The organism is Brevibacillus sp. FSL K6-6036 (assembly GCF_037964015.1).
Classification (GTDB): Bacteria; Bacillota; Bacilli; order Brevibacillales; family Brevibacillaceae; genus Brevibacillus; species Brevibacillus borstelensis.
Map to the genome: position 1 here is coordinate 3,297,110 of NZ_CP150173.1, position 21,676 is coordinate 3,318,785.

Here is a 21,676-nt window from a genome sequence, read left to right on the forward strand (position 1 = left end):
CCTCTCCCTTACAGCTGTCTCAGCTCCTGCTTGATCTCCGTCTTGGAGCGTGTCTTTTCGTCGATTTGCTTGATAATGCGTGCGGGCGTACCAGCTACTACCACATTCGGCGGAACGTCCTCGATAACGACAGCTCCTGCGGCTACAACGGAGCCTTTTCCGACGCGAACCCCTTCCAAAATGACCGCATTTGCTCCTACCACGACATCGTCTTCGATAACGACCGGAGACGCAGATGGCGGTTCGATCACGCCGGCAATGACAGCACCTGCGCCGATGTGGCAATTTTTCCCGATCGTTCCGCGTCCGCCGACGACGACGTTCATGTCGATCATGGTGCCTTCTCCGATGACGGCTCCGATGTTGATGGAAGCTCCCATCATGATGACAGCGTTGTTGCCGATGCTCACCTGGTCGCGAATGATTGCGCCTGGCTCAATGCGTGCCTGAATGTTTTTTGTATCCAAAAGCGGAATCGCAGAGTTGCGGCGGTCGCTCTCCACTACATAATCCGCGATTTTATCCGCATGCTGCTCCAGAACAGGCTGGATTTCCTTCCACTCCCCGAAAACGACTCCCGTGCCGCCGTTCAAAAAGGCTTTTGCGCTGGGACCGAAGTCGATGCCGTCCAAATCCCCTTTGAGGTATACCTTTACAGGCGTTTTCTTTTCGCTTTTTTGAATAAACGAGATAATTTCATTGGCATCCATCATGTTCACAGTACTTCTCCTCCACTTTTCTTGAAATGAATGTAGAAAAAGCAATGAGTGCAAACGCTATACTCATTGCTTTTTGATACCGGACAAGCAAACGTAAATAGCGCTCCATAAGAGAAACTTCTCCTATGACAGGATGATCATTATTCACGAGCACCCCAGCCCTGCCGCCAATGGGGATGCGGCCAGAACTTCGGCGCTTTGGCCTTTTCTCCTCTTCCCTTTCCCCATTCCTGATGAAAAGAAGTACTCATCCGCAGCGCGCCTCTATTTAGAAGGCAATATGCAATTGTTCAGCTTTACTTACCCTGTACTGTACCAAATTCCGTACCCGGTGGCAACTGTTGAATCGAGAGTGGGCCGCTCCTGCTGGACGGCATTGTCAGCGACTCCCTTTTCCCTCTTTTCAACAGTCCTGATTCATGCTAAACTTTCCATCCACCCTATATGTGAATAGGAGGCTGAACCTGAAGATGTTTGCACCTTCTGCGTTTCTTGTTCGTCCCTTGTCTGCAAGCGATGCCCCTGCCCTGGCCTCTTTGCGGCAACAAAACCACCAATTTCTGCAGCCTTTTGAACCCATCCGCCCCGCTTCTTTTTACACAATTGAAGCGCAGTACCAGCAGTTGGAGGAGGCAGAGCGAAGCTTTCGCGAAGGGACAGGCTATTCGTTCGGCATTTTCGTCGGCCCTGATCAAACCCTCGTCGGCCGCGTCAACCTCTCCAATATCGTGCGCGGAGCCTGGCAAAACGCTACACTCGGCTATTTCCTCGATCAATCTCATAACGGCAAAGGAATAATGACCAGAGCAGTAGGAGAAGTCATCCGATTTGCGTTTACCGAAGCAAAGCTTCACCGGGTTCAAGCTGCGGTCATGCCGCGCAATACAGGCTCGATCAAGGTTCTTGCGAAAAACCGATTTCGCGAAGAAGGACTGTCGCTTCGCTATTTGCAAATCAACGGTAAATGGGAGGATCACCTGATCTTTGCCATTACCGCCGAGGAGCTGGAGACGACGTAGGAGCGGCAGCATCACTTAATCTGGACGGTTGCAATTCAGAAAATCGGTTCAATAATTCGGTTCGGCGTTTGGCTGGGCAATTTGTTCGGCCGATTCGGCCATTTGGGCTTTTGTTCACACTACAGCTACGCCTCCGTGCCAAGCCGCTCGAGAATCCTTCTCTTGCGATACAGCATCATGCCCGTCTCCGCCACGTCACGGACAGACGAGCGATTCAGATAAGCGCCGAAGAGCATTCCCGCGACCGGTACGATCTGAAACAGCTTTTTCCACCCGAAATTTTCCGTGTAGGTCACCACTACCTCTCGCCAGCCCTGAAGCTGAGAGAGTACATCCCGCTCTTTGGAAGGATTGTCGAAAGAAGACAGCTCCTCCAGGATCGCCTGCTTTCCTACAATATCCGAGGAAGCGAACTGCAGACATTTGACAATAAACAGCCGCTCCCGCTTGTCCTGCGGATCATAGCCGTAGCAAATCGCCATCTCCTGCAGTACCTTTAGCGAGGTGCCCAGCAGCAGAGGAATGTCGATTGCAAGCGTAAAGATGCCGCCAAAGCCTGTGGTGGCTCCTTGTACGGCTGCAAAGGTGGCACGCGACTCGCTCAGCTCTGCGGCGATTTTATCCATTTGCGCGAGTGGACGCTGATTGATCGGAAGCGTTTCTAGCGACTGCTCGTCCTTCCTCGGGAACGCTTCCTGAAAGCGGGTGTGGATATCCCGCTCACGTACCAGGTACTTCCCTCCGTTCTCCAAAAAGGCAACCAGTTCGTCGACGGCTGTGCCAAGTTTGTCCCGCACCACGTTTGGCGTGATCCGGTCTAGAAAGACAAAGGGGAGGCGCCCAAGCTTTTCCCAAAACCACAGATCGTTCTGGTCTGATTCCCATTTCCTTACCTCATCCAACTTACGGGTTAGTGTCACTCGATCTTCAAGCTCCACGATCCGTTCAACCCCTTTGCCGTTTATCGCGTTTCTTCTGCTTGTTTACGAGGCATCGGGTCCGCAAGCATTCCTTTGCGAATGCTTCCAACTCCGAGAGTGAATCAAAACCCGAAAAATCCTCAATTTCTTTTACGACTCCCAGCTTGAGATGTTTCACTTTTCCTTCTTCCATGCGAAAGCCAAGTTTGTAGAGGATGCCCCACTCTTCCTCCGTCATTGCCGTTCCCTCCCTGATCTTTCTTTCCCAAATCCTCGAAGCACGTCAGAAAAAATTAGGAAGGTTCAGGGTTTTTTCCTTTGCGAAGCTCGGTTATTCCCTCCTTGCAGACACCGTAGGATAACCACGAGCACCCCTCGCATAAATGGGCCAAATCATCTGGGGATACTCTCTCGCGTGTCCTTTGCACGAGTTCCGACTTGAGATAAACCTCCCCTGGCGTGATTCCCAGGTGCCGAAACACATTTTGATCCAGCGTTTGGACATGCTCCTCCGAATCAGGAGCCGCTTCGCAGCGCGTCGATCCTTTATGAGGACAGACTTGACACGTTTCATCGAATCCTTTTACGACTTGAATCGGAAAGTCTTGCTCATTGTCGCGGATTCTCTCTACAATCTCCCCCATTTTGACAACAAAGTCAGGACTGTATCCCATTCCGCGAAAACCGTGGACACACAGCAAATGATGCCCGCGCAAAACAACTGGTTCCATCCTTCATCCTCCCTTATCGTCTGCCTGAAGGCATTGTTTCGCAAATGCAAATAGAAATTTCCTATTACTTTTATACTTATTATAGATTTGACTAATACCCTTTTTGCTGTTAAAAACAAAGCAAGGAGGGGGTTCACATGACTGATACGCATTCATGGAATTCGCAATTGTACGACACGAAAATGAGCTTTGTTTCCGCCTTTGGCAAAGGCATCCTGGATTGGCTTCAAGCGAAACCGGGCGAGTCTGTCCTCGATATCGGGTGCGGGACGGGCGACTTGTCCCATGAGCTGGCGAGCATGGGGGCCAAACCGACCGGAATTGACTTCTCTGAAGAAATGATCGATGCCGCGCGAAAAAAATATCCGCATCTTCCTTTTTATGTTGCGGACGCTCATACTTATCGTACAACCGAAACCTTCGATGCCGTCTTTTCCAATGCCGCCTTGCACTGGATGAAGCAGCCCGAGAAGGTGGCTGAAAGCATTTGGATTGCGCTTCGTCCCGGCGGGCGCTTCATCGCCGAGTTTGGCGGAGCCGGCAATGTGGAAACGGTTATCGAAAAGATCCGAATCGTGCTAAGCTCAGCCGGCATTGATGCATCTGAAAGAATGCCCTGGTACTTTCCCAGTATTGGCACTTATTCCACTATATTAGAGCATCAAGGCTTCTCTGTCACTTGTGCGCAGCTTTTTGACCGCCCGACTCCCCTGCCTGACGGAGAAAACGGCATTCTTCACTGGCTGAACGCTTTTTGCTCCCCCTTCTTCACCGGGATGTCCGCTGGCGAAAAAAAGGCCGCATATCGGGACATCGCCGAAGAGCTCAAGCCTCATCTGTTTCACGACGGCTCTTGGGTCATCGACTACAAACGGATCAGAGTGGCTGCTGTCAAACCATTTGAAAAGGAGATTTCCTGATGCGCCTTGGCTGTTTGCACGCCCATCACTCCAATATCGCCCTCATTTCTGATGGTTTGTGTATCGACGGTTTGGCGTTGACCCATTTTGTCGACCCCGGCGTCCTGATTCGCTCAGAGCTTTCGGGACATTTTCCCGACGAGGCGTCGAGAGCAAAGATACGGGAACAGCTGCAATGGATCGCCGCATGCGGCGTGGACGCGATTCTCATTACTTGCACTCAGTACATTGCAGGCATGCAGCCTGAAGATGAAAATTGTGTAGAGCTGCCCATCATCAAGCTGGACGAACCATTTTTCCACGACGTATCCAGCTCCTCCGGCTCTCACCGTCTGCTTTTTTCAAACCCTGCTACGATCAAAGGGACCATGGCGCGTTACCATTCGTTCGCACACGTGCGTTCTTCGGAGACAGACGTACGTGCAGAGCTCGTTCCCGACTCATTTCCTTTGCTGATGAGCGGACGAACAGCGGAATACCGCGAAGCCATCTATCATGGCTTGCAAGTATTGGCCAAGCGAGGGGAGCCGGAGAGCATTTCCGTGGCCCAATTGTCCATGGTTCCTGCTGCCGAGCTGTTCGAAGCAAGCACCGGGCGGCCGATCGGCAATCCGCTAAAAAGCTTGCGGGCCGAAATAGAGAGAATCTTGTTTCCTTCATAATTTCATAAAAAACCGCCCGGCTGTCCATGAATAGAGACATCGGGCGGTTTCCCCTTTATTTGCGGTTCGCTCCAGCCTGCTCCGGCTACATTTCTCCGCCGAGCATCATCAAAACTTCATCTCCGGCTGCAAGCCCGCTCTTAATCTCAACAAATTCCGATCCTTCGATCCCAATCTCCACTTCTTTCGGTGTCGGTTCTCCGGACGCCGGATCTTTCACCATGACCTGTCCTTTCCCTTCTTCCAGGACTTCAACAGCCTGCATGGGGAGTCGGAGCACATTTTCTTTCTTCTCTACGAAAATATCGCAGTCCCCGGTCATTCCGTGCTTCATCTCGTTCGTATCGGACAGTTCGATTTTCACAGCAAATCGAACCGTCTTGTCTTCCTTTGTACCTTCTTTTGGCACTTCGATTACTTTTCCTGTAAACGGCTTGTTGCCAAAAGCCGAGACATACACTTCCGCGTGCTGCCCTACCTTGATCGACGGGATGTCCAGCTCGTCCACAGCCGCGATAAAGTAAACCGCGCTCGTATCCATGATGACCGCAGCAGGCTTGCCCGAGTCAGGTGTTTCGCCTGCCGTTACATTGAGCTTGGTAATTACCCCGCTGATTGGCGCCGTTACTTGTTTTTTTGCGATGTCCCGTCGCTTTTGCTCCATCGTCAGCTGGGACTCCTTCAGCGCCAGTTCTTTTTCCTTCAGTTCCAGATCGACGGAGGTCATGTCCATTTTTGCAATGAGCTGTCCTGCCTTCACTTCGTCGCCATTCTCAATCTCGACTTTGCCCACTTTTCCATGCGTACCGGCTACGAGATCGATGTCATCCGGATTCTCGAATGGCGTGGCGATCTGGCTGGCGTACAACGTGCCTTTTGCATCTGTATACTGCACCTCGCCCATGTCCCCAACGTAAATGGCTCCCGGCTTTTTCACGAGCACCTCTACGTCATGCACGCCGCCGACACCTTTTTCCTTGGTTCCGGTCAGGTCGATTTTCGTAACCGTTCCATCGACATAAGAGAGAGAGGCTACGAGAAATACCTTCACCTGCTGGCCTACCTTAAAGCGTTCGGCCTCGTATGCCGTGAATTTCCCTTTGATTTTCAGATAATCCGTGTTGACCAGCTTTGCCACAATCGTGTCAGGCGTTACCTGATCGCCTTCCTTGATCAAAACTTCTTTGATCTTTCCGGTTTTGTCAGAGAGAATTTTGTCCTTTTTATTTTTGATCTCGGCCAAATCCTTTTGCGCCCGGATGATGTTCAATTCCTGCTTTTGCAGCTCAATGGCAGCGTCCTCGCCGTCAATGCTAAAGAGAGGATCGCCCTTTGAAACGCGCTGTCCCTCCTGCACGAACACCCTCTCGACCTTTCCGCTCAGCTCCGGCTTCACCTCTTCACGGGCCTTGGCTTCCACTGTCCCCGAAGCGAAGATGGCTTTGCTTACTTCTCCCGTCTCTACTGCCGCAGTCGGGAAGGAAGGCGGTTCCTCCTGCGGCTGCTCCGATGCCGCCTCGTTGCTCGTAAACTTCGTATAACCATACACGCTTCCGCCGCCCAACAGCACGAGAACGGCAGAAATGATGATCCACTTTTTCTTTTTGCTCATCGTAAGTAACCCCACATTTCCTTATTCAGATCGAATCGCTTGCAATGCGCTCAAACGGGACGCGCGAATGGCCGGGAAAATGCCCGCCAACAAACCGATAATAAAGGCAAATCCGATGGCGAACAGAGCCAGCCATGTCGGTATCACAGCCAACGTGGTCATTTCCTCTCCTCCGCCGCCAAAGCCCAGACTGTCCATCAGACCGCCTGCTTTGCCGAAATAGTTGACCAATTCAACGGCGCCCCAGGCAAGTCCCAGACCGGTCATGCCTCCAATCAGACCGATGAAGCCCGACTCCATCAAAAACAGCCAGCGGATGTTGTAAACGGTGGCTCCGATTACCTTCATAATCCCGATTTCTTTGGTCCGCTCCAAAATGGACATGATCATTGTGTTTACAATCCCGATGGAAGCGACCAGAAGAGAAATGGCTGCAATCCCGCCGAGAATCATTTGAATCACGAAGAAGAACTTGTTGATCTGCTCCAGTTCGCGGGCAGGCGACCAAACCTCGTAGCCAAGCTTTTTCAAATCGGATACGACGCTCTCGACCATTTCGCGAGACTCGACCTTGACTGTAATCTCATCGAATACAAACTCGTCCTGATTTTTATCGCGCGAGCGCCTTGAGCTGGTGTCACCAAACTCCTCGCCCCTGCTGCGGTTCAGCCAGTCGTTCATTTCCTTTACGAGGCTGAGCGGAGCGTAGACCGCACTTCCGTAGCGGAAATTCTCCGATTTTTGCAGTTGGCCGACGACCCTCACCCTGACGTCTTTTTTCTCCAGCTTCAATTCATCGTCGATCCGGTATTCGCGAGTCAGCGTAATCGTTGCCGGCTTGCCCACCATGTCGAATGGAGCCGGGCCTTCTTCGCCTCCTCCGCCACCACCTCGCCGAGAGAAGTATACTTCCCCTCCTCCGCCGCCACTCTTGTTGGCATTCCTCATTCGGGCTTCCCGCTTTTCTTTTTCCACGTCCCTCATCTCTCGCGGAACGTAATAGGAAACAACAACCTCCTGAGGCGCTCCCGTAAGATAGGTTCCTTTTTCAATTTCGTCCTTCCGGTATGCGGCAGATTCGCGGACGTCGACACCGACCAGCTCGATGTACCCTTCCCTTCGGCCAACCTTCAGCTTGGACTCGCCGCGGATGCGCTTGATCGGCATGACCGCAGCTACGCCTTTGACCGCCTTCAACTCTTGAACAGCCGCCATATTCAGTTTTTTTCGTTCGTCGTCGGGAATCACTCTGTCTTCTTCCGGTATGTAGAAGGCCGGTTCCACGTCGAGCTCTGTCAAGTTCCCCCAGCTCTCCAGGCTTTTTACAGCATTTGCCTTCAAGCCCAAGCTGAGGGCAATCATCGCGACAATCGCTGCCGTACCAATCATGACCCCAACCGAGGTAAGCGCTGTTCGCAGCTTCATGCGCCACAGGTTTCTCCATACAATCCGAAATGAGTCTATAAATTTCACTTTTGTTTCACCTCATACCCTCGATCACGCCGGTTTTGTACGCCTTTGCACGACTCTTCCGTCCTGTAGGTAAATCACCCGGTCGGACTGCTCGGCCACTTCCTGCTCATGCGTAACGATAATAAATGTCGTATTGCTTTCTCGGTTCATCTGCCTCATCAAGTCGAGAATTTCCTGCTCTGTTTTGCTGTCCAGGTTTCCAGTCGGTTCGTCAGCCAGCACGATACTCGGGTTGTTTACCAGGGCGCGGGCGATACTGACACGCTGCTGCTGCCCGCCGCTAAGCTCGTTGGGGCGGTGATCCAGGCGGCCTTCCAGCCCCATTTTCTCCAGGATCTCGGCAGCTCTTATCCGTCTTTTTTTCTTGCTCTCACCTGCAAAAATCAAGGGAAGCTCCACATTTTCCAGCGCGGTCAGACCCGGCAATAGATTGTAGGACTGAAAAATAAAGCCCATGCATTTGCGCCTGAACAAGCAAAGCTCGTTCTCGTTAAAACGGGAGATTTCCTCGCTATTGACGAAAATCTTGCCCTCTTCCGGTTTGGTCAATCCCGCCAGCAGGTTGAGGAGTGTCGATTTTCCCGATCCTGAAGACCCGCACAGCGCGACAAACTCCCCTTTTGCTATGTGGATATTGATGTCAAAGAGGACAGGGACTTTGATTTTCCCGGTTCCATAGCTGTGATTGACGTTTTCGACCGTCAATTCACCCATTCCGTTGGCCATCTTCTGTGTACACCTCTTTTGCTATTACAAATTTGGAAAAATCATCTCATTGTATATAGACGGAGGAGCAGGAAAAATGTAACGATTTTATTTCGTGAAATAAAATTAACCCTTTGTACACACCAAATTCAAGAACTTGTAACACTCCTGTAACCAAATCATTCCAGTTCGCTGATATAATAGGAGCAGGCAAGAAAAACACGAGAGGGCAGAGTGAAGATGAGGATCTATCGCTTTTTGTTTGAAACAGCTACACGTCAATGGATTGAAGTCATTAAAGCTCCTAGCATGTTTGAAGCAGCGAAAGAGGCCAAGAAACTGGCCAGCACAAGGTCAAAAGCAATGGCCGCTCCCATCAGCTTCTCTTTCCATCACGTCGCATCTGTCTAACACATACATAAAGTGGCCATGGTTTGACCGTCCACCTTTTTGAACCGCTCTTCCTCACAGGGAAAGCGGCTTTTTGCGTGTCACCCTTATTGACACCGCTGTGCATTTGCTCTTCAATAAGGATAAGAAGATTTCAGAGATGCCCCTACTACCATCGTAGCGGATACAAAGGGAGACGAAAGCCATGACCATGAAGAAAGCATTGACCATCGCAGGCTCTGACACAAGCGGCGGAGCAGGTATTCAGGCGGACTTGAAAACCTTTCAGGAGCTGGGCGTATTCGGGATGACTGCCTTGACTGTTATCGTCGCGCAGGATCCGCATAATTCCTGGTTCCATGAAGTGTTCCCGATCGACCTCGGCACCCTGGAAAAGCAGATCGAGACGGTCCTCTCCGGGATCGGTGTCGATGCGGTAAAAACCGGCATGCTCGGAACAACGGATCTGATCGAGCTGGCTGCCAAAAAAATCGAACAGTATCAACTGAAAAACGTAGTCGTTGACCCTGTCCTGGTCTGCAAAGGGGCAGACGAGGTGCTCCATCCGGAAAATGCGGACTGCTTGCGTGACGTTCTGGTACCGCGTGCGACCGTCGTCACACCTAACCTGTATGAAGCAGGGGCTTTGTCCCAGATGGGCGCGCTCAAGACTGTCGACGACATGAAGGAAGCCGCCAAGCGGATTCACGACAAAGGCGCGGCCTATGTTTTGGTCAAGGGCGGCGGCAAGCTGCAGCATGAAAAAGCAATCGATGTGCTCTATGATGGCAGTACATTCGACATCCTCGAAGGCGAACGCATCGATACCACCTATACGCACGGAGCAGGCTGCACGTATTCCGCGGCGATCTGCGCCGAATTGGCAAAAGGACAATCGGTTCGCGATGCCGTTAACGTAGCGAAGCAGTTTATCACGGAAGCGATCCGCCACTCCTTCAAGCTGAACGAATACGTTGGTCCGACCAATCATGGAGCGTATCGCAAGCTGCAAAAAGCGTAAGTGTTGGACTAGCTATATAAATAAAGGCAATAGCAAAAACTCCCGGCCTCCTCTATATAAGGAAGCCGGGAGTTTTTCTGTTGTTATGCTTTCTTTTTGAAAGCCAGGTTTGCGTTTGGAGCGGGAGCTGTTGACGTTCCCTTGCTTCGGAGCGAACTGATCGTAAATACGACCAATGCGCTCCAGATAAAGCCAAAGCTGATCAAATGGGTCTGGGTAAACGGTTCATGGAACAAGAAAATGGCCATCAGCAGCGTGATAGTTGGCGATAGGTATTGAACGAAGCCGACCATTGACAAAGGCAATCGCTTCGCTGCCTGGGCAAACCAATACAGCGGCAGGGCTGTCGCAACCCCAGCCAAGGTCAGCAAGACTATTTGCCAAGCTTCCAGTGAAAGGGCGGTTTCCTGTCCGTTTACCTGAAGTGCAAGCACGTAGGCAAGAGCGATCGGGGCCACAAACAATGTCTCCCAGGCGAGACTCATCATGGGCTCGAGTTTGACGGTTTTTTTCGCCAATCCATACAGGGCAAACGTGAGCGCGAGCAAAATAGCTACCCACGGAACCTTTCCGTAATGGAAAGTCATGACGGAAACCCCTATCGCCGCAAGTACGATAGCGATCCATTGCCCCAGGCGCATGCGCTCTTTAAGGAACAAAACCCCGAACAATACACTCAGCAGCGGATTTATGTAATAGCCCAGGCTCGTTTCCATCACATGGCCGATGTTGACTGCCCATATATAGATCAGCCAGTTGCCGCTGATAATTAACGAGCTCAGCACCAAAGCGATCCACGTTTTCGCTTCCGTTACCGACGATTTCAAATAGCGCAGTTTTTTTGTCACAAACAGCAGGGCTACGACAAACACGGCTGACCAGATAATCCGGTGGGCCAATATCTCCCAGGCTCCCATCTTCTCGAAAACCTTCCAGTACAGCGGCAGCATTCCCCACATAAAATAGGCCCCGATTGCGTACAAGACTCCTTGTTTCATCCACACCTGCCCCCATTTGTTTCTGTTTCGTTCTCCTCGCTCATTCTCTTCAGTGTAAACGATAGAAGAGCAACTTATCTATCTATGTACATTCTTTATAGGAAGCTCAAAAAGGAGATCAACCCTTCATTGCGCTACCATGGTAACTAAGCAGTTTATTACCTAATTATCACGATAAAGCATGGTATAAACTTTTATTGTATCAAGTTTGCTTCTATAGTACAATAGGTCCCATCAATTATTTGTTTAGTCAGAAGAAAGGAAGTTTACTAATGTCATACTGGAAATGCGTGATTCTCGTTCTCGCGGGAGCTGTCAGCTACGGAATCCTCTCTATTATCATGAAAGCAGCCTTTCACGCAGGATTTTCCCCCTATGAAATGAGCAGCAGCCAATTAATCTTTGGCGGTCTCATCATGATCGCGGTCGCCTTCTTTTTATCCAGGGAACGCTTTCGCTGGCGTTATGTGTTCATTTTGCTGCCTGTCAGCGTGATGATGGCCGCGACCAGCTTTCTGTATCATCAATCGGTCAGTCAAGTGTCCGCGTCGCTCGCCATCGTCCTGTTGTTTCAATTTACATGGATTGGCGTGATGATCGAAGCGATCGCAGACCGGAAATGGCCGACTCGTGAAAAATGGCTGTCTCTTGTTCTGCTCGGCATCGGGACGGTGCTTGCCAGCGGACTCGGCATAGACAGCCTGAAGAGCGTCAGTCTGTACGGACTCGTGACTGGACTGCTCTCAGGCGCCACCTTTGCGATGGTCATCTTTTTCAGCGGGCGGCTCGTCCCTGACATGAATCCATATTTGCGCAGCGCCATTTCCATCAGTTTGGCAGCCATTCTGCTTTCGTTGGTGTACCCCCCTGCCTTCCTGATCAATGGCAGGCTTTTGGACGGCCTGCTTCCGTACGCTCTGCTGGTCGCCTGCTTTGGATCGGTCATCCCGATTCTTTGCCTTGCGATCGGGGTTCCTCGTCTGGGCAATGGCGTAGCGACGATTCTCAGTGCAATCGAATTGCCTACGGTCGTCCTCTTGTCCAGCTTCGTTCTCCATGAGCAGGTGTCCGGACTGCGATGGGCCGGCGTCACGCTGATCATGCTCGCGATCATCGTCCCGCAAATCAGATTGAAGCAAGCGCGTTCGACCACAGCCATTTTGAGCGAGAAAAGCATGTAATCCCAGCAAAAAAAAGCCCAGTGGCTGTCCAATTGGACAAACACTGGGCTTTTTTGCTGTTTGACAAATGGGGCGATCGATGGGAATCGAACCCACGAGTGCCGGAGCCACAATCCGGTGCGTTAACCACTTCGCCACGACCGCCATAAATGAAAAAGAGCGGGTGATGGGAATCGAACCCACGCGACCAGCTTGGAAGGCTGGGGTTCTACCATTGAACTACACCCGCACGATCTTGCTTCTATTTATAGTAGCCAACTATTCGAGAAAAAAAACAAAGATGGTCGGGAAGACAGGATTTGAACCTGCGACCTCTTGGTCCCGAACCAAGCGCTCTACCAAGCTGAGCCACTTCCCGATGCAAAATGAATCATGCCTTTCGCAAAAGGCTATCAGATCAACCGAGGTACCTCCCCTTGCTGGGGGGATAAATGGCGTGCCCTGAGAGATTCGAACTCCCGACCTTTTGATTCGTAGTCAAACGCTCTATCCAGCTGAGCTAAGGGCACATATATATGGAGCGGACGACGGGGCTCGCTTCCATTGGCAATACCTCGTCGAGTATCCTTCTTTGCGCAGCCAAATCTGAAGTACCCGAGCAATTCTTCGTGTTTTACCACGAGGGTAAACCCGGCACGGGTGAGAGACCTGCATACGCATCATGGAGCGGACGACGGGGCTCGAACCCGCGACCTTCGCCTTGGCAAGGCGACGCTCTACCAATTGAGCTACGTCCGCATATGGTGCGGTCGAGAGGACTTGAACCTCCACGGTGTTGCCACCACTAGAACCTGAATCTAGCGCGTCTGCCAATTCCGCCACGACCGCATGAGTTATGGTGACCCGTAGGGGATTCGAACCCCTGTATGACAGCGTGAAAGGCTGCTGTGTTAAACCGCTTCACCAACGGGCCATTTTAAGCAAGATGGCGGATGGAGTGGGATTTGAACCCACGAGACGAGTCATCCCCGTCTACACGATTTCCAATCGTGCTCCTTCGGCCACTCGGACATCCATCCAGTACCAAATCACATTGTGTTTGTCCGTTTTGACACAAATGACTATATCATAAAACAAGAGTTATTTCAATACCTTCTTTTCCCCTTCCACTTCTCGCATGTTTGACAGCCATCTGTACGCGATTTCTCATCTGATGCGAATTTCTCTAGACAAAGGCAAGGCAGTCGGATATTTTTCACAATTCGAAATTGCACGTTCGGGTACACAACTTGGTAACAGATCGGACTTTTTTTCGTCACATGTCCGACGTTTTTCTTTGCCTGATTCTGGTACGCTATTTTGTGGTCAAGGAGGGAGAGTAACCAGTGGAAATACACATACGTACCGACGCGGGAATCGCCGCCAGACTAAACAAAGAGATCGTCAGGCACGGCATTTCCAAATACTACGTTCGCCCGCTCGAACAAGATCAGGTGGAGTTTGTTTTTCTGTCACTGTCTGAGCATCAGCAAAAGCTTCTGTCGTACACGCTGAAGAAATACAGCTACATTGCATCCATGATCCGGTAAGTCGATCGCATCCAATGTGTACCCGCCTCATTCTTTCGATCTAAATGCTCAATGCGCAAATTTTTCCTCGAAACGGCCCTACATCGCAACAGCCACAGCACCATACCGCAAAATATCTTCCGATGACACCATCGCCAGTTGATTCAGAAATTCAATTTGAAAACTGCCAGGGCCTTTTTCCTCTGTTTTTTCCGCGGCAAGCTCGGCTGCAACCCCGTAGCTGACCAGAGCCGCTGCTCCTGCTGTCAAGAGGGTTTGTTCAACCGAAGCGAAAGCGCCGATCACCGAAGTCAACAGACACCCCGTCCCGGTAACCTTTGTCAAAATGGGATGACCGTTCTTGATAAGATACGCGGCAGTGCCATCCGTAATGATATCTTCCCGTCCGGTGATGACCACGTGCGTTTTCCAATGCAGCGCGGCCTTTTTCGCCAGCGCGACAATATCCCCATTGCTTTCCCCTGCATCCACACCCTTGATGGTCCAGTTTTCTCCGATGACATGGGCAATCTCGGCCGCATTGCCTCTCAGCAAAGAAACGTTGACCTCCTGCAGAATGCGTCTGGCTGTCTCTGTCCGGTACGAAGTCGCGCCAGCCCCCACAGGGTCGAAAATAACCGGCACCTGCTGCTGATTGGCTGCCTTCCCGGCAATAATCATAGCTTCTACTTCCGGCTGATTCAGTGTACCGATGTTCAACACGAGCGCCCCGGCAAGTCTGGCCATGTCTGCCACCTCTTCGCGGGCATATGCCATGACAGGCGAAGCCCCCAGAGCAAGCAATCCGTTGGCTGTAAAATTGGTGACCACCACGTTTGTGATATTATGCACGAGTGGCTTCTTCTCTCGTACTCGTTCTAATGTTCGGGCAATATCATGCAAGCTGATCATGTTTTCCTTCACTCCTGTTTCCAAAACGTAAGAAGGCAGCATGTACGCTGTTTCATACATGCCGCCTTGAATTTTGTTTTAGGCGATTCGCACCACTTTCGCTTTTTCCGTATCCGGGAGGAACGACAAATCGACATGACCTCTGGCCAGTTCCATCCCGATATCTTCCGCCAGAAGGAGTGCTTCTTCGCGGAATGTCGGCGTACAACTGCCTTCATTCAGTTCGCATAGCCGCTTCAGCCGTTTGAGTCGCTCAGCAGTTTTTTCCGCCCTCATGACTTCGTTTTTCAGATCACATACGTTGATATGTACGGCATCTGCAACCATGCTGACATCATTCACATGGACAATCAGACGCTTGCCTTCCTGGGTGACAAAGCCAAGCGAACAAAACTGTGCATCAGACATTTCAAGCCGCGTCAGAACCGCATTGGTGAACTCTTCACCGGTCCGCAGGCGAATCAAGCCCGCCTCTACGGCACCGCCCACCTTACGTTCATTTGCCAACACCGTGTACATGTCTGTGTAACCATTGATTTGATAACGCATGGCACCCTCCCGCAAAAAGGACTAGCAAAGCAATCGCTTCGTCACTGAGATCAATTATCATTACCATCGTATAATGAAAATCATTATCTGTCAACGATGAGAATGATTTTTATTGGCAATTGAATGCTTCATTTGCTCCGGTAATTTTATCGTTTCCTATTAAATAGATGTCGAAGGCAGTTCTCGCCGCTGACTGCATTTCCTTGCAGACAGTTTTCCCTCTCCTCTGTTAAGGTATTCGCCTACCGATGACACGTTCTGGGGCACTTGCCCAGATTGCTGGTACATGTCTATTTGTTACGTTTACGGCTGTGGATTGAAAAGTTGCAGTATCCCCAGCCAAAAAAAGACCCGGGGATAACCCTCGGGTCTTTTCGATTGGCAACAGGAGGCTCTCCTGTCGCTTGTCGGATCCAGATTGAAAATGGATACTTCTATCGCTTTCGTCAAAACTCATCGGTGGCTTGTCGAAACGCCCCGGACAGGTCCATGGACGTTCTCTTCTTCCTCCGTCGTTCCTTTTCCAATCGTCCAGTTAATCACCCTGCTGGCGATCAAGACCGCCAAAATGGTGTACAGCACCTCTTTGACCGGCAAATACAGGAACGACAGGCTAAGCACCATGCAGTCCAACAGGAGAAAGATCGTCCCGATCGACAGACCGGTATATTTGCTGAGCAGGACAGACATGATGTCATCCCCGCCCGTAGCAGCGCCGAAGCGCAGAACAATCCCTGTTGCCAGGCCAGTCAACACCCCGGAAAGCAGGGAGGCGACCGGCATATAGTCACTCAAATTGATTACGATAGGCGAAAATCGTTCAAACAATTCATAAAAGCCTGAAAAGGCAAGCGACGCAAGTATGGTGTTCCAGATGAACTGGCGTCCTTTCAGCAACCACGCCATGATAAAAAGCGGGATGTCCAGGACGAGCATCGTCGCAGCCGGCGGGAGATTAAAGCCGTACTTGGCCAAAAGCGCCAAGCCTACGAATCCGCCCTCCGACAAGTGGTTTTGGAAGTTGATATGGTAATACGCAAATGCCAATAAACAAGATCCGAACAAAATCAAACTAAGCTGTGCAAACTGTTGTCGTAACGGTTTTGCTCTCCTCATCATTAATTCCTCGCAATGTCATCGGTTTTGGCTTGAGCGCCCAACCGACCACTGAGGAACTTCTGACATACAGACAGCGTTCCATACGTATTTCCTCACTTTCGCAGCAGGTTGAGTCGCCCTAGTGACGATCGACATGCTGCGACGCTATGTGTAGGAGAGATCATAACGTTTCCATACGCTCCTATACGGAACCATTGGTATCCTGATCCTTTCCGTTTTTGAGATGTCTTTATTGTATCACAAAAAATGGAACTCTCCGAATCCGGCTATTCCGCATAGACCTTCAAAAACGGCCGTTTTTTCGTTTTTTTGCAAATGGCTCCTCGGCAAGATCAGGATTTTGCAATGAACCGATAGGGTTTGCTCTGTTTCCCTCGCTTTTTTGCACTCATGAGCAAAAGGAGCGGCGCATCTCCTCTGCCCGCCTGTCCTGCAGCCAACAGGAAACCTGATGCTCCGGACCAAGGCTCGTCGATTGGGGCGAAAAATGATGGCACACCCGCATCACATAGGGACAGCGAGGGGCAAAAGAGCATCCACCCATCAGCCTGGTCACATCGGGCGGAGACCCCGGGATCGGCACCAGCGGCTCGGAGCGGTCCGCGTCCAGACGGGGCATCGATTGCAGCAATCCCTTCGTGTAGGGATGCTGCGGCCTCGTGAATATCTCATGGACAGGCCCGATCTCGACGATTTCTCCCGTATACATGACGGCAACTCGCTGGGCCATATTGGCCACGACTCCCAAATCATGCGTGATCAGGATGATAGACGTCCCTGTCTGCTTCTGCAGTCCGCGCATCAGGTCGAGAATTTGCGCCTGAATGGTGACATCCAGAGCCGTTGTCGGTTCATCGGCGATCAGCACCTTCGGTCGACAGGCGAGCGCGATGGCGATGACGACTCGTTGTCGCATTCCTCCGGAAAATTGATGGGGATAGGCATCGATCCGCTCGGCTGCCTGCGGAATCCCGACCATCTCCAGCATCTGAATCGCCTTTTGCTTTGCCTCCGACTTCGTCAACTTTTCATGCTTGGCCAACCCCTCCATGATTTGGCGGCCGATTTTCATCGTCGGATTGAGCGATGTCATCGGGTCCTGAAAGACCATGGAGATCTCTTTGCCCCGCAGCTTTTGCAGCTCGCGCGGCGAAAAGGACAGCACATCCTGATTGTCATAGCGGATGGCGCCCTCCGTTATTTTGGCAGTTTGGGCCGGCAGCATCCGCATCAGGCTTTTCGCTGTCACTGATTTGCCTGAACCGGATTCTCCCACGATCGCCAGCGTCTCCCCTTTTTGCAGCGCAAAGCTGACTCCCCTGACGGCTTTGACCACCCGGTTCTGGGAATGAAACGAGACGTGCAAATTGTCTACGGACAAGATCGGTTCGTACATGGTTTGTCTCCCTTCTATTCCGGCTATTTTTTCATGCGCGGATCAAGCGCGTCCCTCAGTCCGTCAGCCAACAGGTTGAAGCTGATCATCAAGGCGCTGATCACAATGCCCGGGAAAACGAGCTTGTAGGTGAAATAACGCATGGACACGTACCCGTCCTGGATAAGGACGCCCAGCGATGCAAGCGGAGGCTGCAAGCCCAGCCCGATAAAGCTGAGAAACGCTTCGAAAAAGATGGCAGTCGGAATCGTAAACATCAGTGTGACCAGGATCGGGCCGACCGCGTTTGGCAAAAGATGCTTGACGATCAATCGGGAGTTGGAAGCGCCAAGGGCCCGGGAAGCGAGCACAAATTCCTGCGCCTTGATCTGCATCATCTGCCCGCGTACGACACGGGCCATTCCGACCCAGCCGGTCACGATCATAGCCAAGACGATGGAGAAAATCCCCGGATCAAGGATCAAGATGAACAAAATAATCACGATCAAGTTTGGTATGCCTACGAGCACTTCGATGATGCGCTGCATTACATTGTCGATCTTTCCGCCGTAAAAGGCAGAGATTCCGCCGTAGGCCACTCCGATGACCAAATCAAGCAGTGCCGCCAAAAGGGCGATGGTAAGCGATATTTGCGTCCCCTTCCAGACACGCGTCCAGAGGTCTCGCCCGAATTCATCCGTTCCGAACCAAAAGTGCTCGGTGATTCCTCTTGCCTCGTATTGATCGATTCCTTTGGCATCCTTCCCGTCAAAACCGAGCCATTCCAGGCCAGCTACCTTGGGCGGCAGGTTGGAAAACGTCAGATTTTGTTCGTCGTAGGGTCGTCCAGACAACTGCGGTCCGATCAATGCCAAGAGTGTGATCAGGACGATGATGCACATCGCAATAACGGTTCCCCTGTTTTGCAGCAGCCGTCTCCAGGCATCCTTCCAAACAGAAACGGTCTGGCCCGATACCTGCTCTTGCAACCGAGAGTCAAGCGGTTCATGGATGAACAGGTCATCCGTGACTTCGGCAGGTGGAAAGACAGACGAATGGCTATGTACTTGCGACACCAGAGTCGATTCGTTTTTTCCCAGTTCAGCACTCATTTCGCCTTCGCTCCTCTCACGCTGATTCTCGGATCAAGCAGACCATACAGGATGTCCACCACGAAAACCATCAGGATAAAGAGCAAGCTGTAAAAAAGCGTAATCCCCATAATTACGCTGTAATCATTGACGACGATGGACAGCGTAAATTGCTCGCCCAGACCCGGAACAGAGAAGATCTTCTCGATCACAAGCGTCCCTGTCATAATGTTGACGGCGAGCGGTCCGAGCATCGTCACGACGGGAATCAAGGCGTTTCGCAGGACGTGTTTTACGATTACACCCGTCTCGGACAAGCCTTTGGCCCGGGCAGTCATGACGTAATCCTGACTGATCACGTCCAGCATTTCCGTCCGAATGAACCTGGCGACGGTAGCGATTACCGTAACCGAAAGCGCAAGAGTCGGCAAAATGGTGTACTCGTACCCCTTCCACAGAGCCGGCGGCAACAAGCCCCATTTCAATCCCAGGTAATACTGCAAAAGAGCGGCAAAGACAAAGGAGGGGATCGACATCCCCAACACAGCCAGCGTAACCGAGGTGTAGTCCCAGATGCTGTTATGCCGGAGCGCTGAGACAACCCCGAGCCCAAGCCCGACAAACGTCCCCACGATCAGCGCCTGAAATCCGATCAGCGCCGATGGACCGATCCGCTCAAAGATCACCTCGTTTACACTTCTGCCCATAAATTTAAATGACATGCCCAAATCGCCTTGGACCAGATTGGCCAAATAGCGAACGTACTGAATGGCAACCGGCTGATCCAGTCCGTATTTGGCCTTCATGTTTTCCAACTGCTGCTCATTCAACCGGTCGGCATTGGTGAAAGGTGTGCCGGGGAGCGTCTTCATTAAAAAGAAAGTAGCAGTTGCAATGATAAACAGCGTCACCAGCATGTATCCAACCCGTTTCAGCAAATAAGCTCCCATTTGTTCACCCCATCTTCAGTCTGGCTGTCCGCTTCGCAAAAAATCGGAAAACGGGAGGGTTATGCTCTCCCGTGATTTACAGGTGAAAAGAGGATACGCAAATGCGATCCTCTTTTTTTGGTCATTGGATAATGATACCGTCAATTACTGCCCTGCAATATCCACCCACATGTAGTTGTACCTCGGCGCTGTTGGCAGAACGACGTAATCCTTCACCGTCGGCCGCTGCAATACTGCAAGCCCTTCCTGATAAACAGGCGCGACAGCCACGTCCTGATCAAGCAGCATCTTCTCCAGCTCCAGCATCATCTGGAAGCGCTTGGACATATCGGTCTCCATCTTGGCCTGTTTTACCATTTCGTCGTACTTTGCATTTGAGTATTTCATCCGGTTGGCTGAGCCGCCTGTCACCCACATGTCAATGTAGGTCATCGGATCGCTGTAGTCCGGTCCCCAGCTTGAAAGCGAGATGTCGTAATTGACCGCCTTTTCGAGCTCAAGCCGTTGGTTGGTCGGTACTGATTTCAGCTCAAGCGTAAAGCCGGGGAGATTTTTCTCCAGTTGGTTCTTTAAGTATTCGCCCACTTTTTTCTGCGTATCTGTATCGGCAAGGTTAAGCGCTACCTTCACTTCGCTCAGCCCTGTTTCCTGCAATCCTTTTTTCCAGAATTCCTGTGCCTGCTCTACCGTCCCTTTGTTGATATCGCCATTGAGCTGTCGGAAATCCTTTCCTTCGGGCGAGAAGAAGAATCCACCGGGAACCATGCCATATAGCGGGGTAGCACCGTCGTTTAAAATGACATCCGTGAGTCCCTGTTTATCCCAGGCCAGGTTGATTGCCCGGCGAATGTTCACATTGCCCAGTGCAGGATGCGTATGATTGAAGCGCAAGAAACGGATAGACGGGTCCTTGATCGTCAGGAAGCCCTCTTTGTCCCTGTACTGATCCACGAAGGAAGAAGTCAGCTCCACCCGGTCGATTTGACCCGATTCATACAGAGTCAATGCCGTAGAGACATCCTTTACGACATAGGCGTCGATTTGATCCAGCTTGACCTTGTCTTTATCCCAATAGTTCGGGTTTTTCTCGTACTTCCAGCCCTGATCGTGCTTCCATTCCGTCAGCATGAAGGGGCCGTTGTACAGCACCGTGTCGAATTCCAGGCCGTATTTCTCCTTTTTGCTCTCGACGAACTCCTTCTTCTGCGGGAAGAATGTCGGGAAGGAAAGAAGCTGATTCAACAGCGGGTTGGGGTACTCCAGCTTGACTTCCAGCGTGCGGTCATCCAATGCCTTTACACCGAGATCCTCCGGCTTCTTTTCTCCTTTGAGAATCGCAGTAGAATTGAGGACCGCTGCTGTCTCGAACATAAAGCTGTAGTGGCCGGCCGCCTGAAATACCTTTTTCCAGGCGAACTCAAAGTCATGTGCGGTTACCGGCTCGCCATTGTTCCATTTGGCATTTTCGCGAATCTTGAAGGTATGTACCAGACCGTCCGGGGACATATCGTGCTTCTCCGCCATCGCCAAATACGGCTGGCTGTTCGCGTCTCTGCGATACAAGCCCTCCATCGTGTTGTTCACGACCGCGAACGAGACATCTTCGTGTACTTGAGCGGTATCCAGCGTCGGGATCTCGTCCGAGTCATAAATCCGCAGTACCTTTTTCCCCGCGGTTGGCTCAGCGGTTTGATTGCCGTTATTTGGCGCCGGTGTCTGCGTATTTGTCTGTTCGGAGTTGAAATTGCATCCGGCCACAGTAAACGCCATCAACAACGCGATGACTAAGGATAAGCCTTTCTTTTTTCGTCTCATAGTGCC

At 51.4% G+C, this 21,676-nt stretch carries 22 protein-coding genes, 8 tRNA genes and 1 riboswitch; of the genes, 7 read left to right on the forward strand and 23 right to left on the reverse strand.

Going from position 1 to position 21,676, the window contains the following annotated elements; translation table 11 throughout:
• Window positions 1-8 precede the first annotated feature (8 nt).
• Window positions 9-719 (reverse strand): 2,3,4,5-tetrahydropyridine-2,6-dicarboxylate N-acetyltransferase, encoded by a 711-nt coding sequence (gene dapD, locus NST37_RS16560; protein WP_003386337.1) that lies wholly within the window; start codon window positions 717-719, stop codon window positions 9-11.
• Window positions 720-809: 90 nt separating this feature from the next.
• Window positions 810-994, reverse strand: a riboswitch (Lysine riboswitch).
• A 195-nt stretch (window positions 995-1,189) separates the two neighbouring features.
• On the opposite strand from dapD, the gene NST37_RS16565 reads away from it, so the two are divergent.
• Entirely contained in the window at window positions 1,190-1,738 is a 549-nt protein-coding gene (locus NST37_RS16565) for a GNAT family protein (RefSeq protein ID WP_003386338.1), read from the forward strand.
• A gap of 125 nt (window positions 1,739-1,863) precedes the next feature.
• Here the strand turns inward: NST37_RS16565 and NST37_RS16570 are convergent, their stop codons facing one another.
• The 3 genes from NST37_RS16570 to NST37_RS16580 are packed head-to-tail and all read right to left on the reverse strand — an operon-like array spanning window position 1,864 to window position 3,389.
• Entirely contained in the window at window positions 1,864-2,676 is an 813-nt protein-coding gene (locus NST37_RS16570; RefSeq protein ID WP_031932793.1) for an EcsC family protein, read from the reverse strand.
• A 7-nt stretch (window positions 2,677-2,683) separates the two neighbouring features.
• Complete coding sequence (locus NST37_RS16575; protein ID WP_003386340.1) at window positions 2,684-2,896, reverse strand: hypothetical protein; 213 nt, start codon at window positions 2,894-2,896, stop codon at window positions 2,684-2,686.
• A gap of 55 nt (window positions 2,897-2,951) precedes the next feature.
• Entirely contained in the window at window positions 2,952-3,389 is a 438-nt protein-coding gene (locus NST37_RS16580) for a DUF1284 domain-containing protein (protein WP_003386342.1), read from the reverse strand.
• Between the two features lie 137 nt (window positions 3,390-3,526).
• Between NST37_RS16580 and NST37_RS16585 the strand changes: the two genes are divergently transcribed.
• Both NST37_RS16585 and NST37_RS16590 read left to right on the forward strand, forming a co-directional pair.
• Window positions 3,527-4,309 carry a class I SAM-dependent methyltransferase gene (locus NST37_RS16585; protein ID WP_003386344.1) on the forward strand — a complete coding sequence of 261 codons (783 nt, stop codon included), beginning with the start codon at window positions 3,527-3,529 and terminating at the stop codon, window positions 4,307-4,309.
• Window positions 4,309-4,971 (forward strand): hypothetical protein, encoded by a 663-nt coding sequence (locus tag NST37_RS16590; protein ID WP_031932790.1) that lies wholly within the window; start codon window positions 4,309-4,311, stop codon window positions 4,969-4,971. The genes NST37_RS16585 and NST37_RS16590 overlap by 1 nt, the downstream gene beginning before the upstream one ends.
• An 85-nt stretch (window positions 4,972-5,056) precedes the next feature.
• Here NST37_RS16590 and NST37_RS16595 read toward each other — a convergent pair whose 3' ends face one another.
• From NST37_RS16595 to NST37_RS16605, 3 genes are read right to left on the reverse strand one after another with little or no spacing between them, the layout of a single operon-like run.
• Window positions 5,057-6,583, reverse strand: coding sequence for an efflux RND transporter periplasmic adaptor subunit (locus tag NST37_RS16595; protein WP_003386348.1), 1,527 nt, complete (start codon window positions 6,581-6,583; stop codon window positions 5,057-5,059).
• Window positions 6,584-6,604: 21 nt separating this feature from the next.
• Window positions 6,605-8,056, reverse strand: coding sequence for an ABC transporter permease (locus NST37_RS16600; RefSeq protein ID WP_024984010.1), 1,452 nt, complete (start codon window positions 8,054-8,056; stop codon window positions 6,605-6,607).
• 24 nt (window positions 8,057-8,080) lie between these two features.
• Window positions 8,081-8,782 carry an ABC transporter ATP-binding protein gene (locus tag NST37_RS16605; protein WP_003386350.1) on the reverse strand — a complete coding sequence of 234 codons (702 nt, stop codon included), beginning with the start codon at window positions 8,780-8,782 and terminating at the stop codon, window positions 8,081-8,083.
• A 213-nt stretch (window positions 8,783-8,995) separates the two neighbouring features.
• On the opposite strand from NST37_RS16605, the gene NST37_RS16610 reads away from it, so the two are divergent.
• The gene (locus NST37_RS16610) at window positions 8,996-9,172 is read left to right on the forward strand and encodes a hypothetical protein (protein ID WP_155807973.1); all 177 of its coding nucleotides are present in this window, start codon (window positions 8,996-8,998) and stop codon (window positions 9,170-9,172) included.
• A gap of 184 nt (window positions 9,173-9,356) precedes the next feature.
• Window positions 9,357-10,172, forward strand: a complete 816-nt coding sequence (pdxK, locus tag NST37_RS16615) for a pyridoxine/pyridoxal/pyridoxamine kinase (protein ID WP_251255735.1) — start codon at window positions 9,357-9,359, stop codon at window positions 10,170-10,172.
• An 83-nt stretch (window positions 10,173-10,255) separates the two neighbouring features.
• Here the strand turns inward: pdxK and rarD are convergent, their stop codons facing one another.
• The gene (rarD, locus tag NST37_RS16620) at window positions 10,256-11,170 is read right to left on the reverse strand and encodes an EamA family transporter RarD (RefSeq protein WP_031932788.1); all 915 of its coding nucleotides are present in this window, start codon (window positions 11,168-11,170) and stop codon (window positions 10,256-10,258) included.
• Window positions 11,171-11,442: 272 nt separating this feature from the next.
• Here rarD and NST37_RS16625 point away from each other — a divergent pair, with 272 nt between their 5' ends.
• Window positions 11,443-12,351, forward strand: a complete 909-nt coding sequence (locus tag NST37_RS16625) for an EamA family transporter (RefSeq protein WP_003386354.1) — start codon at window positions 11,443-11,445, stop codon at window positions 12,349-12,351.
• Between the two features lie 68 nt (window positions 12,352-12,419).
• Here the strand turns inward: NST37_RS16625 and NST37_RS16630 are convergent.
• The 8 genes from NST37_RS16630 to NST37_RS16665 form a co-directional block, all read right to left on the reverse strand.
• A tRNA-His gene (locus NST37_RS16630) sits at window positions 12,420-12,495 on the reverse strand.
• A 14-nt stretch (window positions 12,496-12,509) separates the two neighbouring features.
• Window positions 12,510-12,580 (reverse strand) — tRNA-Gly (locus NST37_RS16635).
• Window positions 12,581-12,632: 52 nt separating this feature from the next.
• Window positions 12,633-12,709 (reverse strand) — tRNA-Pro (locus NST37_RS16640).
• A gap of 74 nt (window positions 12,710-12,783) precedes the next feature.
• Window positions 12,784-12,860, reverse strand: a tRNA-Arg gene (locus tag NST37_RS16645).
• A 153-nt stretch (window positions 12,861-13,013) separates the two neighbouring features.
• A tRNA-Gly gene (locus NST37_RS16650) sits at window positions 13,014-13,089 on the reverse strand.
• A gap of 3 nt (window positions 13,090-13,092) precedes the next feature.
• Window positions 13,093-13,179: transfer RNA gene (locus NST37_RS16655), tRNA-Leu, on the reverse strand.
• A gap of 8 nt (window positions 13,180-13,187) precedes the next feature.
• A tRNA-Glu gene (locus NST37_RS16660) sits at window positions 13,188-13,264 on the reverse strand.
• 13 nt (window positions 13,265-13,277) lie between these two features.
• Window positions 13,278-13,370, reverse strand: a tRNA-Ser gene (locus tag NST37_RS16665).
• Window positions 13,371-13,676: 306 nt separating this feature from the next.
• Between NST37_RS16665 and NST37_RS16670 the strand changes: the two genes are divergently transcribed.
• Entirely contained in the window at window positions 13,677-13,880 is a 204-nt protein-coding gene (locus NST37_RS16670; protein WP_003386355.1) for a hypothetical protein, read from the forward strand.
• 78 nt (window positions 13,881-13,958) lie between these two features.
• Here the strand turns inward: NST37_RS16670 and thiM are convergent, their stop codons facing one another.
• The 7 genes from thiM to NST37_RS16705 all read right to left on the reverse strand — a co-directional run bounded on the left by thiM (window position 13,959) and on the right by NST37_RS16705 (window position 21,670).
• On the reverse strand, window positions 13,959-14,771 hold the full coding sequence (gene thiM / locus NST37_RS16675) for a hydroxyethylthiazole kinase (protein WP_024985597.1): 813 nt from the start codon (window positions 14,769-14,771) through the stop codon (window positions 13,959-13,961).
• Window positions 14,772-14,849: 78 nt separating this feature from the next.
• A complete protein-coding gene (locus tag NST37_RS16680) occupies window positions 14,850-15,320 on the reverse strand; it encodes a hypothetical protein (protein ID WP_024985598.1) in 471 nt (156 codons plus the stop codon).
• Between the two features lie 453 nt (window positions 15,321-15,773).
• Window positions 15,774-16,439 (reverse strand): YitT family protein, encoded by a 666-nt coding sequence (locus tag NST37_RS16685; protein WP_031932787.1) that lies wholly within the window; start codon window positions 16,437-16,439, stop codon window positions 15,774-15,776.
• Window positions 16,440-16,827: 388 nt separating this feature from the next.
• Window positions 16,828-17,835: an ABC transporter ATP-binding protein gene (locus NST37_RS16690; protein ID WP_003386360.1), complete on the reverse strand. Its 1,008-nt coding sequence runs from the start codon at window positions 17,833-17,835 to the stop codon at window positions 16,828-16,830.
• Window positions 17,836-17,858: 23 nt separating this feature from the next.
• Window positions 17,859-18,926, reverse strand: a complete 1,068-nt coding sequence (gene opp3C / locus NST37_RS16695) for an oligopeptide ABC transporter permease (protein ID WP_003386361.1) — start codon at window positions 18,924-18,926, stop codon at window positions 17,859-17,861.
• Window positions 18,923-19,855 (reverse strand): ABC transporter permease, encoded by a 933-nt coding sequence (locus NST37_RS16700; RefSeq protein ID WP_003386362.1) that lies wholly within the window; start codon window positions 19,853-19,855, stop codon window positions 18,923-18,925. Before NST37_RS16700 ends, opp3C begins: the two co-directional genes overlap by 4 nt.
• A 144-nt stretch (window positions 19,856-19,999) precedes the next feature.
• On the reverse strand, window positions 20,000-21,670 hold the full coding sequence (locus tag NST37_RS16705; RefSeq protein WP_003386363.1) for a peptide ABC transporter substrate-binding protein: 1,671 nt from the start codon (window positions 21,668-21,670) through the stop codon (window positions 20,000-20,002).
• Window positions 21,671-21,676 lie beyond the last annotated feature (6 nt).

Bases quoted from the DNA above. Each gene is read 5' to 3' on its own strand.
- NST37_RS16680 (WP_024985598.1), bottom strand. From the start codon at position 15,320: ATGCGTTATCAAATCAATGGTTACACAGACATGTACACGGTGTTGGCA.
- NST37_RS16575 (WP_003386340.1), bottom strand. From the start codon at position 2,896: ATGACGGAGGAAGAGTGGGGCATCCTCTACAAACTTGGCTTTCGCATG.
- NST37_RS16590 (WP_031932790.1), top strand. From the start codon at position 4,309: ATGCGCCTTGGCTGTTTGCACGCCCATCACTCCAATATCGCCCTCATT.
- NST37_RS16585 (WP_003386344.1), top strand. From the start codon at position 3,527: ATGACTGATACGCATTCATGGAATTCGCAATTGTACGACACGAAAATG.
- rarD (WP_031932788.1), bottom strand. From the start codon at position 11,170: ATGAAACAAGGAGTCTTGTACGCAATCGGGGCCTATTTTATGTGGGGA.
- NST37_RS16700 (WP_003386362.1), bottom strand. From the start codon at position 19,855: ATGGGAGCTTATTTGCTGAAACGGGTTGGATACATGCTGGTGACGCTG.
- NST37_RS16595 (WP_003386348.1), bottom strand. From the start codon at position 6,583: ATGAGCAAAAAGAAAAAGTGGATCATCATTTCTGCCGTTCTCGTGCTG.
- NST37_RS16705 (WP_003386363.1), bottom strand. From the start codon at position 21,670: ATGAGACGAAAAAAGAAAGGCTTATCCTTAGTCATCGCGTTGTTGATG.
- pdxK (WP_251255735.1), top strand. From the start codon at position 9,357: ATGACCATGAAGAAAGCATTGACCATCGCAGGCTCTGACACAAGCGGC.
- thiM (WP_024985597.1), bottom strand. From the start codon at position 14,771: ATGATCAGCTTGCATGATATTGCCCGAACATTAGAACGAGTACGAGAG.
- NST37_RS16580 (WP_003386342.1), bottom strand. From the start codon at position 3,389: ATGGAACCAGTTGTTTTGCGCGGGCATCATTTGCTGTGTGTCCACGGT.
- NST37_RS16625 (WP_003386354.1), top strand. From the start codon at position 11,443: ATGTCATACTGGAAATGCGTGATTCTCGTTCTCGCGGGAGCTGTCAGC.
- NST37_RS16565 (WP_003386338.1), top strand. From the start codon at position 1,190: ATGTTTGCACCTTCTGCGTTTCTTGTTCGTCCCTTGTCTGCAAGCGAT.
- NST37_RS16685 (WP_031932787.1), bottom strand. From the start codon at position 16,439: ATGATGAGGAGAGCAAAACCGTTACGACAACAGTTTGCACAGCTTAGT.
- NST37_RS16690 (WP_003386360.1), bottom strand. From the start codon at position 17,835: ATGTACGAACCGATCTTGTCCGTAGACAATTTGCACGTCTCGTTTCAT.
- NST37_RS16605 (WP_003386350.1), bottom strand. From the start codon at position 8,782: ATGGCCAACGGAATGGGTGAATTGACGGTCGAAAACGTCAATCACAGC.
- opp3C (WP_003386361.1), bottom strand. From the start codon at position 18,926: ATGAGTGCTGAACTGGGAAAAAACGAATCGACTCTGGTGTCGCAAGTA.